At 71.5% G+C, this 12,810-nt stretch carries 6 protein-coding genes and 4 pseudogenes; 8 read left to right on the top strand and 2 right to left on the bottom strand.

Translation table 11 applies throughout. From position 1 onward, the window contains the following. Positions 1 to 16 precede the first annotated feature (16 nt). A complete protein-coding gene (locus ACWIGU_RS16740) occupies positions 17 to 2,647 on the bottom strand; it encodes an alpha-L-rhamnosidase-related protein (RefSeq protein ID WP_454401507.1) in 2,631 nt (876 codons plus the stop codon). Positions 2,648 to 2,731: 84 nt separating this feature from the next. Continuing rightward, complete coding sequence (locus tag ACWIGU_RS16735) at positions 2,732 to 5,947, bottom strand: alpha-L-rhamnosidase (RefSeq protein WP_454401505.1); 3,216 nt, start codon at positions 5,945 to 5,947, stop codon at positions 2,732 to 2,734. Positions 5,948 to 6,170: 223 nt separating this feature from the next. Here ACWIGU_RS16735 and ACWIGU_RS16730 point away from each other — a divergent pair. The 8 genes and pseudogenes from ACWIGU_RS16730 to ACWIGU_RS16695 form a co-directional block, all read left to right on the top strand. Continuing rightward, positions 6,171 to 6,968 (top strand): annotated as a pseudogene (locus tag ACWIGU_RS16730) (ATP-binding cassette domain-containing protein); the annotation flags it as partial. 4 nt (positions 6,969 to 6,972) lie between these two features. Continuing rightward, positions 6,973 to 7,806: pseudogene (locus ACWIGU_RS16725) on the top strand (ABC transporter permease); the annotation flags it as partial. Next, positions 7,799 to 8,128: pseudogene (locus tag ACWIGU_RS16720) on the top strand (ABC transporter permease); the annotation flags it as partial. The pseudogenes ACWIGU_RS16725 and ACWIGU_RS16720, both read left to right, overlap by 8 nt. Next, positions 8,115 to 8,531: pseudogene (locus tag ACWIGU_RS16715) on the top strand (substrate-binding domain-containing protein); the annotation flags it as partial. The pseudogenes ACWIGU_RS16720 and ACWIGU_RS16715, both read left to right, overlap by 14 nt. Before the next feature lie 101 nt (positions 8,532 to 8,632). Continuing rightward, positions 8,633 to 9,655: a LacI family DNA-binding transcriptional regulator gene (locus ACWIGU_RS16710; protein ID WP_454401503.1), complete on the top strand. Its 1,023-nt coding sequence runs from the start codon at positions 8,633 to 8,635 to the stop codon at positions 9,653 to 9,655. Positions 9,656 to 9,714: 59 nt separating this feature from the next. Next, positions 9,715 to 11,019, top strand: coding sequence for an alpha/beta fold hydrolase (locus ACWIGU_RS16705; RefSeq protein WP_454401501.1), 1,305 nt, complete (start codon positions 9,715 to 9,717; stop codon positions 11,017 to 11,019). Between the two features lie 84 nt (positions 11,020 to 11,103). Continuing rightward, positions 11,104 to 11,862, top strand: a complete 759-nt coding sequence (locus tag ACWIGU_RS16700; protein ID WP_454401499.1) for a PIG-L deacetylase family protein — start codon at positions 11,104 to 11,106, stop codon at positions 11,860 to 11,862. 60 nt (positions 11,863 to 11,922) lie between these two features. Further along, positions 11,923 to 12,804, top strand: a complete 882-nt coding sequence (locus ACWIGU_RS16695; protein WP_454401498.1) for an enoyl-CoA hydratase/isomerase family protein — start codon at positions 11,923 to 11,925, stop codon at positions 12,802 to 12,804. Positions 12,805 to 12,810 lie beyond the last annotated feature (6 nt).

Here is a 12,810-nt window from a genome sequence, read left to right as displayed (position 1 = left end):
CGGCCGCAGACGCGGTTCAGCCTTCGCGCGTCAGCGTGAAGCTGTGGGTGCCCGGCGCGAGACCGGAGACCGTCACACGGCCGGAGGCCAGGCGCACGCCGGGTGCCACGGATCTGCCGTCCCGCCAGAGCGTCCGCCCGCCGGAACGCACGGTCGCGTCCCGGCCGTCCGTGGGCAGTGCGACGACCCCCCGAGTGCCCCGCGGCGCGCGTACGGTCAACGCGAACGTGTCGCCCTCACGCTCCCACTCCACACCCAAAGGGCCGTGCGGCGTGGGCAGTTCGCCCCGTGCCCAGCGCACCGAGCCGGTGCACGGACGCACCTCCCAAGCGGCGTACCCCGGCGACATCGGCCTCGCGCCGAGCAGCTGATGGGTGAGCGCGGGCAGCACGCCCGTGGACCACCCGTGCGCCATGCTCGTGTAAGCGCCCTCGTACAGCGAGCCGTTCGGGCCGATGCCCTCCCAGTGCGTGATGCCGGGGTCGTGGCTCTCCATCCACCCGTAGGTGCGCTTGATCTGGTCGATCGCCGAGTCGGCCAGGCCGCTCTCGAAGCGCGCCACGAACTCCGGGTACGAGGTGAAGGCGTACACCCGCTGGGAAGCACCGCCGAAGAGGGTGTCGTTGTCCATGAAGGCGTTGCCGTACCGGCGTTTCGTCGTCGCGTCCAGATGGGTGAGCGCCGACGCCGCCCGCTCCGCGCCCGCGACGCCCGACGTGATGGCGATCGCGTTGCCGTCCTGCGCATGCCGGACGGCGCCGGTCGCGGAGTCCAGATAGGCGCCCGCCGCTTCGTCCCACAGATGCGTGTTGACCGCCTGCGCGACCTTGTCCGCCCGCTCCCGCCACCGCGCCGCGTCCGCCTCATGACCCACGTGGTCCGCGATACGGGCCGCGTCCCTCAGGGCCTGCACATAGTTGGCGTTGTAGTAGGTGATGCGCCCCGTGCGCCCGAGGAACGCGTAATCCCCGTACCCCGACGTGCCGTTGAGACCCTTGCTCAACAGGCCCGTGTCGTCCGTCACGCTCGGATACCACGTGTCGAGGACCTTGACGAGCTGTGGGTAGTAGCGCTTGGCGTAGTCCTTGTCGCCGGTGTACAGGACGTAGTCCCAGCTGCACGTCACCCACCACAGGGGGTAGTCGAACAGCGGGAGCGTGTACTGGTTGATGGAGGCCGGCGGGATCCAGCCGTCGGCCCGCTGGTGCTCGGCGAGATCCGCCAGCACGTTGCGCGCGGCCTCGGCCGCGTCGTCGTGCGTGAGGTAGAGGGTGCGCCCCGCCACCGCCACGTCGCCGACGTACGGATCCCGGTCGCGCTTCGCGCCGTCGTGCAGGACGAGCTTTCCGTCGAGCGACGCGCTGAAGGCGCCCCGCGGGTCCACGTCGTCCTCGCGGAACGTGTCGACGACCAGCTCGTTCGTGTAAGAGGCGCCGTACCAGTAGCGGTTCAGCTCCTCGTCGGAGCACAGGAACCAGCCGCGGTACGACTCCGGTGTGCCGAGATACGCCGTGAAGTCGAGCGAGACGGAGTCCACGGCGACGGTGCCCCACGGCTGCGCGGCGGGCGCGTCGGACGGCAGCGCGTCCAGCGTGATCCTGAGATAGCGGAAGCCGTGCAGGCCGTCCGCGTACACCTTGTCGCCGCCCGAGGCGTAGCCCTTCTTGTCCGTCCACATGGCGCCGCCCGCGGGCACCGCGTACTGGTCCGTTCCCTTCGAGGCGCCGCCCGCCTGGTCGTTGCGGGTGAAGTCGGAGCGGTCGGTGAGGAACTGGAGCGTCTCGGAGAAGGCGAGGCGCACCCCCGGGTGGTTGTCGGACGCCGAGGCGAAGTCGACCTTCGGGTAGCCGACGACGACCTTGCCGAAGTCGAGCGTCACGCTCGGCGCCACGACCGGGTCCACGGCCTCGGGCCAGACCTCGTTGATCCGCGTGAACACGCCCTGCCCGAGGTCCTGGGCAGAGGTGACCGTGATCCGCACCCGCGCCGTGGACACCGGCGCGTCGAAGCGTACGGCGCGCTGCACCGCGCTGTTGCCGGTGACGGCGGCGACCCTTTGCCAGTCCGAGTTCACCCAGGCGTCCACCGTGAAGTCGGTGGGGACGCCGTCCGTGTCGGACACCACGGTCAGGCCCGACAGGCCGAGCGCATCGGGCGCCGTCACCGTCAAGGTGTCGGGGAAGGCGCGCTCGGTGTCGTCGTTCCAGAAGGTGTCGAGGTCGCCGTCGACGGCGTGCCGCGCGTCGTACGTGCGCGGTCGGCCGTCCCCTCCGTTGTTGCCGGCGTGCGTGGTGGAGCCCTCCGCGGTGGTTCCGTCGGGCCAGCGCGGCGGCGCGGGAGGCTCGGGTCGGCCCAGGACGGTGACCTGGCCGCCGGGCTTGAGGAGGGCGTCGGGACGCGTCGCGTCACCGGCCGACCGGACGATCCGTACCGGCCGCACCGTACGGCTGGACGGCGCCTGGACGTAGCGGTGCCAGGCGTCATCCGCGACCGGCCCGGCGGCCGGTCCCTGGACCGGCGTCGCCGCCGCGGCCGTTCCCGCGCCCAGGAGGGGCAGCCCGGCCGCGGCCAGCACCGCCCCGCCCATACCCGCTCCGAGCACGGCGCGCCGGTCGGGCCCCTGTGCTGTCTTCACGTCATCCGTCACGTCTGTGTGCCTCCGTCTTCCCGCGCCGGGACGGGGCAGGAGTGAGTCGATACAGGCATGGGCTCATCTCGGCCTCGCGGTCCGTCAGTTGGTGAAGCGGTGGGCGCCGGACGCCGCGGCGAAGACGGCGCAGCCGTCGTCCATGCGGAGGAACTCCGCGTCCCCGTGGCCCACTTGGGCCGCGTCGGACGCGGGTATCCACACCTCGGCGGTCGTGTTGGCCGGCACCGTGAGCGTGAGGCGGAAGCCGCCCGAGTCCACCGACCACTTGGTGCTGATCGGCCCCTGGACGGAGTCGTAGCGCCCCTGTGCCCGCGTGATCCCGCCCCCGGGCCGTGGCCGCACGAGGATCTTGCGGAAGCCCGGCTCGGCCGGTGCGATACCGGCGATGTTCGCGTACATCCACTCGCCGACCGAGCCGTACGCGTAGTGGTTGAACGAGTTCATCCCGGCGTCCTGGAAGCTGCCGTCCGGCTTGATGGAGTCCCAGCGCTCCCACATCGTCGTCGCGCCCTTGTCGATCTGGTAGCCCCAGCTGGGGAAGGACCGCTGGACGAGCAGCCGGTAGGCGACGTCGGTGTGACCGGCCGTGGTGAGGACCGGCAGCAGGCGTGGTGTGCCGAGGAACCCCGTCGACAGGTGCCAGTCCTTCGCCTTGATGAGAGCGACGAGCCGGTCGGCGGCGGGACCCCGGTCGGCCTCGGCGAGCAGGTCCATCGACAGCGCGAGCACGTACGCGGTCTGCGTGTCGCCCTTCACCTTGCCGCCCTCCGAGACGTACGCCGCGCGGAACGCGTCCCGCACACTGCCGAAGAGCGACGTGTACGGCGCCGGGTCCTTGCCCAGCGCCTTCGCCGCCCGGGCCACGAGGTCGGCGGCGTGGGCGAAGCAGGCCGTTCCGATGACATCCTTGGGCGTCTCGTCCTGGAGGTTGAGCCAGTCCCCGAAGCCCTCGGCCGGGCGCAGGAAACCGCTGCTGTGCTTCTCCAGGTAGTCGAGCCACTTCAGCATCGACGGCCACGACTCCTCGAGGACACGCGTGTCGCCGTACGCCTGGTACAGCGCCCAGGGGACGGTCACGCCCGCGTCACCCCATCCCGCGACGCCGTTGCCGACGCCGGGCATGTCGGGGGCCACGTTCGTGAACGCGCCCTCGTCGCTCTGGCCGTCGCGCAGGTCGCCCAGCCACTTGGTGAGGAAGCGGGCCGACTCCATGTTGTAGGCGGCCGTCGGCGCGAAGACGTTGATGTCGCCGGTCCAGCCGAGCCGCTCGTCGCGCGCCGGGGTGTCGGTGGGGATCGAGACGAAGTTGCCGCGCTGCCCCCAAGTGATGTTCTGGTGCAGCTGGTTGAGCATCGGCACGTTCGTCGAGAAGTCCATGGTGAAGGGCGCCGACGTATGGATGACCCGCCCCACGACGGCGTCGAGCGGCGGCTTGCCGGGGTAGCCGGTCACCTCGACATAGCGGAAGCCGTGAAAGGTGAAGCGCGGCTCGTACGTCTCGTTGCCACCGCCCTTGAGGGTGTACGTGTCGGTGGCCTTCGCCGTCCGGAGGTTGGCGGTGTAGATCGTGCCGTCCGGGTTGAGGACCTCGGCGTGCCGCAGCCGTACGGTGGTGCCGGCCTTCCCGGCGACGGTGAGGCGGACCGCGCCGACCATGTTCTGGCCGAGGTCGTAGACGAACACGCCGGGCTTCGGCTCGGTCATCTTCCGTGCGGGCAGCTCGCGTTCGAGGCGGGTGGGGCCGCCTGCCTCGGCCACCAGGGCGGCGCTCACCTTGTCGACGGCAGCCACCGGTACCCAGTCGGAGTCGTCGAACCCGGCGCGCGTCCAGCCGTCGGTCTCCAGGCGCGCGTCGTACGCCTCGCCCGCCATGAGGTCGGCCTCGGTGACGGGCCCGGTCGAGGCGCGCCAGTCCGTGCCGGACAGCACCCGCTCGGTCGAGCCGTCGGTGTACGTGACCTCCAACTGGGCGAGGAACGCGGGTCGTTCGCCGTATTGATGCGGACCGAACCAGGCGATGTTGCCGGCGTACCAGCCGGCGGCGACCGTCGCCCCGAGCGCGTTGGCCCCGGATTTCACGAGCTTCGTCACGTCGTAGGTCTGGTACTGGACGCGCTTGCGGTAGTCCGTCCAGCCCGGCGCGAGCCGGTCCTCGCCGACCCGCTCGCCGTTGATGTGGGCCTCGTACAGGCCGAGCGCCGACGCGTAGAGGCGCGCCCGCGCGACGGACCTGCCCTTGAGCCGGAACTCGTGGCGCAGCTGGGCGGCGGGGGAGTGTGAGGGTGCGACCTTGCCCCACGGGCCCGAGCCCCACTTCGCGAGGGCCTTCGCCGCCTTCCACGAGGAGTCGTCGTAGCCGGCCGACTTCCAGTCACCGGCGGGCTCCTGGTCGGCGGCTTTCCACTCGGCGCCCGTGGCGAAGGTCTTCACCCCGTCCGCCGTCGTCAGCTCCAGGAGGCCGAGGAGGCCGGCGGGGCTGTCCGTGGCGTTCACAGCGGCGACAGCCAACACGGCGGCACCGGCGCGGAGGTGGGCGGTGACGTCGACGACGATCGGGCGGCGCCAGTTCTCCGCAGGGCCGTCCGGGTCGGTGTGCGCCACCTCGGTGCCGTTCACGTACGCGGTGTAGCCGTCGTCGGCGGTCATCACCAGGCGGGCCCGGGTCAGGCCTTCGGGTACGTCGGCGCGGCCGCGGAAGCAGCGGGTTCCCGCCGGGGCGCCGGCGGCCGGGTCGCCCTCGGGGAACCAGATCCAGGAGGCGTCGTCGAGCGCGGGCGTCCCGATCAGCGCCGCGGGCGCGCCGATCCACCGGGCCGACCAGTCCGCCGCGGCGGTCAGACCGGTTTCCCACCAGGACGGCTCACTCCACTCGGAGGCCCGGCCTGCGGTGTCCCAGACCCGGACCGACCAGTAGTAGCGGGTGCGCGCGGCCAGGGCGGGCCCCGCGTAGGGGACGAGGGTGGACTCGGGTGAGCCGACCTTGCCGCTGTCCCACACGTCGGGGTCGCCGAGGCGGCTCGCGGTGGTGGCGACGCGTATCTGATAGGCGCTCTGGGTCCGGCCCGGTTCGTCCGACTCCAGGGGCCAACTCAGCCTGGGGTGCGGCACGTCGAGGCCGAGCGGGTGCCTCACGTACTCGACGGTGGGCGCGCTCACGCGCACGGCCTTCGCGGCTGGAGCTCCTGCGGCGGCTCCGGGGGCCGGCGCGGCCTGTGCGGCTCCCGGAGCGGCGGAGGCGATGGCCGTCCCCAGGGCGGCTGTAGCGGTGGTGCTGAGCAGTCGTCTTCTGCTGATCACACTCGGCTCCATACGACTCGGCTATGAATCGTTTCAGGAAGCGAAGCTAGGGTGGCGCAAGTGGCCTGTCAAGGGTGTGTGGCGGCACTGCAAAAGGCTGCGAGATTTCCAAGTCCGCACCATTGACGGCGCAGTTGGTGCGGGACTAGCTTCCGTGCAATCTGTTTGAATCCTTTCATAGCCAGTCATGGTCAAGCTCTTCAGACCTGGTCGGTGCCTTTCCATGAGAGAGCCCCCCGTCCTGGCCGTAGAGGGACTCGACAAGTCCTTCGGTGCCGTGCGCGCCCTCCACGGTGTGTCCCTGCAGCTCCACGCCGGAGAGGCGCACGCCCTCGCCGGAGAGAACGGCGCGGGGAAGTCCACCCTCATCAAGACGCTCGCCGGGGTCCACCGGCCCGACGCCGGAACCGTGCTCATCGACGGCGAGCCCGTCACCCTGCACGGCCCCGCCGACGCCCGCGACGCCGGGATCGCGGTCATCTACCAGGAGCCCACGCTTTTTCCGGACCTCTCCGTCGCCGAGAACATCTTCATGGGACGCCAGCCCCGCCGCTCCCTCGGCCGGATCGACCACAAGGCGGTCGACGCCGCGGCCGCCGCGCTCTTCGCGCGCCTCGGCGTCGACCTCGACCCCGAGCGGCCCGCGCGCGGCCTGCCCATCGCCGACCAGCAGATCGTCGAGATAGCCAAGGCGCTCTCCTTCGACGCCCGGGTCCTGATCATGGACGAGCCGACAGCCGCGCTCACCGGCAGCGAAGTGGCCCGCCTCTTCGCCGTGGTGCGCACCCTGCGCGAACAGGGCTCCGCCATCCTCTTCATCTCCCACCGCCTGGAGGAGATCTTCGGGCTCTGCCAGCGCGTCACGACGCTGCGCGACGGCGCCCTGATCGCGAGCGAACCCGTCGAAGGCCTCACCGAGGACGACCTCGTGCGCCGCATGGTCGGCCGCGACCTCGACGAGCTGTACCCCAAGCAGGCAACCGACATCGGCGCGGTCGCCCTGAGCGTGCGCCGCCTCACCCTAGGCGCTGGTCGTCCTCACGCGGAACGTCGACCTGTCCGTCGGCTCGACCCTCGGCATCAGCGCCTTCGCCGCCGGTGACTACCTCCACGGCGGCGGCAGCTCCGTCGTCGCGATCGTGCTCGCCGTCGCCCTCGGCGTCGGCTGCGGGCTCCTCAACGGCGCCCTCGTCAGCCTCGGCCAGGTACCGGCCCTCGTCGTCACCCTCGGCACGCTCTACGTCATCCGCGGCATCGACTCCATCTGGGTCGGCTCGCGCCAGATCACCGCGTCCGACCTGCCGGGCGGATACATCGACTTCGGCTCCGGCGGCATCTCCGCGGTGCCGTATCTCGCGCTGATCGCCCTCGCCGTCCTGATCGCGGTGGCGTACTACCTGCGGCACTTCGGCGGCGGGCGCGAGCTGCACGCGCTCGGCTCCAACCCGGAGGCCGCGCGCCTCGCGGGCATCCCAGTGCGCCGCCGGATCCTCGCCGCCTACACCGCGTGCGGGGCGCTCGCCGGGCTCGCCGGCGCCCTGTATCTCGCCCGCTTCGGCAACGTCGACTCCGCCACCGGCAACGGCTACGAACTCACCGTCGTCAGCGCCGTCGTGGTCGGCGGCGTCGCCTTCACCGGCGGCTCCGGCAGCGTCTACGGCGCGGCCCTCGGCGCGCTCCTGCTGACGTCCGTCAACAGCGTGCTGCCCGCCCTGGGCGTCAGCTCGGTGTGGGTGCTCGCGATCAACGGCGTCCTGCTGGTCCTCGCCATCGCCGTCGACCGGGTCGTCGCCCTGCGCGTCGCCGAGGCACTGAAAAAGAGGGCTGCATTCAACAGAAGGAGTGGCCGCCATGGCTGATCTCCCCCTCGCCCGCGCCGTCCGCTGGGACACCGTGGTGGGCGCGCTCCTGGTGGTGCTGCTCCTGGCGTCGTTCTCCTTCGTCGACGGCTTCGGCAACGCGCTCAACCTGTCGTTCCTGCTCGGCAACACCCTGCCCATCGCGCTGATCGCGCTCCCGATGACCCTCCTGGTGGTCGCGGGCGAGATCGACCTCTCCGTCGCCTCGACGGCCGGCCTGTCCGGGGCCGTGATGGGCTCCCTGTGGAACGCGGGCACGGCCATCGAGACGATCATCCCGCTGTGCCTCGTCCTCGGCGTGATCTGCGGGCTCGTCAACGGCCCAGCAGTCCTTCCAGCAGACCCAGGGCCTCCTCCAGGAGCACCCCGGGCTCGCCGGGATCATCTCCCCGACCACCGTCGGCATCAAGGCCGCCGCCCAGTACCTGTCCGGCTCCAAGTACAAGGGCAAGGTCGCCCTGACCGGCCTCGGCACCCCCAACGACATGCGCAAGTACGTCAAGAACGGCACCGTCGAGGGCTTCGAGCTGTGGGACCCGGCCAAGCTGGGCGAGCTCGCCGCCCGCACCGCCGTCGCGCTGTCCTCCGGGCAGATCACCGGCAAGGAGGGCGAGACCTTCAAGGCCGGCGCCATGGGTACCTTCACCATCGGCAAGGACGGTGTGATCGACCTCGGCAAGCCCACCGTCTTCGACCGGAAGAACATCGACGACTACCACTTCTGAGGCCGTCGTCCCCCGAGTCCCCCGTCCCCACAGCCACCAGCGCATTCACAGGTAATGTGAATCATCCCCGTCGCTCATAGCCTCATGGAGGTCCCCGCCCGATGGCCCAGTCGGTGGGTATCAAGGACGTCGCCCGCGCCGCCGGAGTCTCCGTCGGCACGGTCTCGAACGTCATCAACCGCCCGGACTCCGTCGCCTCCGACACCAGGGCCCGGGTACTGTCCGCCATCGACCGGCTCGGCTACGTACGCAGCGAGTCGGCGCGCCAGCTGCGCGCCGGCCGCAGCCGGATCATGGGGCTGCTCGTCCTCGACATGGGCAACCCGTTCTTCGTGGACGTCGCGCGCGGAGCCGAGCGTGCCGCGCGCGACGCCGGGCTCGGCGTCATGGTGTGCAACAGCGCGCAGGACCCCTCCGAGGAGGCCGAGTACCTCTCCCTGTTCGCCGAGCAGCGCGTGCGGGGCGTGCTCCTCACCCCGGCCGAGGCGAGCGGCCGCAACATCGAGAGCTTCCGCCGGCACGGCATCCCGTTCGTGCTCGTCGACCGCGTCGCCGAGGGCACCTCGGAGTGCTCCGTGTCCGTGGACGACGTCACCGGCGGCGCGCTCGCCGTGCGCCACCTCGTCGACGCCGGACACCGCAGCATCGCCTACGTCAGCGGGCCGCCCGCGCTCAACCAGGTCAAGGACCGCCGCACCGGCGCGCTCCAGGCCCTGGCCGAGGCGGGCCTCCCGGCCGCAGCGCTGCGCGAACTGCCCACGGAGCGGCTCGACGTCGCGGCGGGACGCGACGCCGGGGCCCGCCTGCTCGGTCTCGCCGATCGCCCCACCGCCGCGTTCTGCGCCAACGACCTGCTCGCCCTCGGCGTCCTCCAGGCGATGTACGCGGCCGGTGTACGGGTCCCCGAAGACATCGCGATCGTCGGCTACGACGACATCGAGTTCGCGTCGGCCGCCACCGTGCCCCTGACCTCGGTGCGCCAGCCCGCCGTCACGATGGGAGCGATGGCCGCCGAACTCCTCCTGGAGGAGACGGAACCCGCGAGCGGTGAGCCCCACCGCCACCGCAGGGTCGTCCTCCAGCCCGAGCTGGTCGTACGGGGGTCGAGTCTGGGCTCGCGCTGACATGTGCTGAACTGGGCGGACACCGCACACCGTATTCCGAACGCCGCCCAGGAGCCTCCTTGACGACCGCCACATACCGCCAGCCCGGTGTCGTCCTCACCGACCGCCGCTTCACAGTGCCGCTCGACCACGACCACCCCGAGGGCGAGAGGATCGAGCTGTTCGCCCGCGAGGCGGTGGCCGTCGGCAAGGAACACGCGAACCTCCCGTGGCTCCTCTACCTCCAGGGCGGCCCCGGATTCGGCGCCAACCGGTTCTCCGGCAAGCAGGCCTGGCTCGGCCGGGCGCTCCAGGACCACCGGGTGCTCCTCCTCGACCAGCGCGGCACCGGCAGCTCCACCCCGGCCAACCGTCAGACGCTCCCGCTGCGCGGAGGCCCGCGCGAACAGGCCGACTACCTCGCGCACTTCCGCGCCGACTCGATCGTCCGCGACTGCGAGGTCATCCGAGGCGAGGTGACCGGCGGCGCACCCTGGACGGTCCTCGGCCAGAGCTTCGGCGGGTTCTGCGCCACCCGCTATCTGTCGACGGCCCCCGAGGGCCTCACCGCCGCCGTCATCACCGGCGGCCTGCCCACGCTCGACGGTCACGCGGACGACGTCTACCGCGCCGCGTACCCGCGCATCGAACGCAAGGTCGCCGCCCACTACGCGCGCTACCCCCAGGACGTCGAACGCGCCCGCGGCATCGCCGAGTACCTCGCCGAGCACGAGCCCGTACTGAACGGCGGCTACAAGCTGACCGTCGAGGCGTTCCAGTCCCTCGGCATCCTGCTCGGCGGGACCGGCGGCAGCGACCGCCTGCACTACCTCCTCGAGGACGCCTTCGTCCGCACGCCGGGCGGCGTCGAACTGTCCGACGCCTTCCAGGAGGACGTACAGGCCACGCTCTCCTACGCCGGACACCCGCTCTACGCGCTCGTGCACGAGGCCATCTACGGACAGGACACCCGGCCCACGAGCTGGTCGGCCGAGCGTGTACGGGGAGAGTTCCCCCAGTTCGACGCCGCGAAGACCCTCGCCGGTGACGGGCCCCTGCTCTTCACGGGCGAGTCCGTGCACCCGTGGATGTTCGACTGCGACCCGGCCCTGCGCCCTCTGCGGGAGACCGCCGAACTCCTCGCGGCCCGCACCGACTGGGCCCCGCTCTACGACCCCGCGCGCCTGGCCGCCAACGAGGTGCCGGCCGTCGCCGCCGTCTACCACGACGACATGTACGTCGACACGGACCACGCCCTGCGCACGGCACGCACCATCAAGGGCCTGCGCACGTGGGTCACCGACGAGTTCGAGCACGACGGACTGAGGGCCGGTGCGCCGCGCGTCCTCGACCGGCTGCTCGCCATGGTGCGCGGCGAGATCTGACACACGCGGGCGGGGGAGGCACGACGGCTTCCCCGCCCGCGAAAAGCCTCCGCATCGCGGACGGCACCCCATTAGGGTGCGGCCATGACCGAGCCGGAGATCCAGAACGCCGCCCCCGACCAGCTGCAGCCCATGCCCGAGGACTGGCAGCGCGCCCTCGCCGTCGTGGCGCACCCGGACGACCTCGAATACGGCTGCTCCGCGGCGATCGCCGCCTGGACCGACGGCGGACGCGAGGTCGCGTACGTCCTCGCCACGCGCGGAGAGGCCGGCATCGACACCCTGGAACCCGCCAAGTGCGGGCCCCTGCGCGAGCAGGAGCAGCGCGCGAGCGCCGCCGTCGTCGGCGTGGACACCGTCGAGTTCCTCGACCACAAGGACGGCGTCGTCGAGTACGGGACCGCGCTGCGCCGCGACATCGCCGCCGCGATCCGCAGGCACCGGCCCGAACTCGTCATCACCCTCAACCACCGCGACACCTGGGGCACAGTCGCCTGGAACACCCCCGACCACGTCGCCGTCGGGCGGGCCACCCTCGACGCGGCTGCGGACGCGGGCAACCGATGGATCTTCCCCGAGCTGACCGAGCGGGGCCTGGAGCCGTGGAACGGTGTGCGCTGGGTCGCCGTCGCAGGCTCGTCGTCGCCCACGCACGCGGTCGACGCGACGCCCGGTATCGAACGGGCCGTGCGCTCCCTGCTCGAACACCGCACGTATATCGAGGTGTTGACGAACGAGGACCCCGAGGCCTACTGCCGCTCGTTCCTCACCGGCAACGTCCAGGCCGCCGCGGAGCGCTTCGGCGGCACACCGGCCGTACCGTTCGAACTCTTCAGTCGGTAGGGCCCGTCACCTACTCTGCGGCTTCTGATGGGGCGTCAGGAAGGCAGGAGTGGTGGCGGAATGATCGACACGACGAGCAACGAACTTCCCGACGAAGGCGAAGTCGAAGGCGAAGGCGAAGGCGAGGGCGAAAGCGACGGCGAACGGCGGCTCCGGCTGGACGTGGAGGAGGGCGGCATCGGTGTCCTCACCCTGTGCCGGCCGGGGAAGCTGAACGCCTGGAGCTGGGAGTCGAGCCGTCAACTCGGCCTGCACGCCGACCGGATCCGCTTCGACGACAGGATCCGGGTGGTGCTGCTGCGGGCCGAGGGGCGGGCCTTCTGCGCGGGCATCGACATCAAGGCGCCCGGCGGCGGGATCACCGGGCGCTCGGGTTCCGAGCTGACGCGCAACTACTACGAGGGCATTCGCTGGGTCCATGAGCGGTTCCGCGCGTTCGCCGGCCTGCCGCAGCCCGTCGTCGCGGCCGTCCAGGGCTACTGCCTCGGCGTCGGGTTCGAGCTGGCGCTGATGGCCGATGTGCGGATCGCGGCTGACGACGCGGTGTTCGCCCTGCCGGAAGCACGGCTCGGGGTCGCGGTCGACGCGGGCGGCGATCTGCGGATCGCGCGCGAGGCGGGCGCGGGGTGGGCCAAGTACCTCGCGCTGACGGGCCGCCGCATCGACGCGGGGATGGCGCACAGGCTGAACCTGGTCCAACAGGTCACCGGTGCGGGCGAGTTGGACGAGTCTTCCCGTTCACTCGCCGCGGAGATCGCGGCGAACGCGCCGCTCGCCGTGCAGGCCGTCAAGCGCGACATCGACGCGTTCGCGGACGCGGGCCTCGGGGCCGCGCTCGACCGCGTGGCGATGAGCGCGGCGCTCACCCTCACGTCGCAGGACATCCGGGAGGGGTATACGGCGAAGGCGGAGCGGCGCGAGCCGCGGTTCGAGGGGAAATAGCGTTTG

The sequence above is a fragment of the Streptomyces sp. NPDC055400 genome, assembly GCF_053644375.1.
Note: the sequence above shows the minus strand (reverse complement) of the source record. Positions and strands in the feature narration are given on the sequence as shown.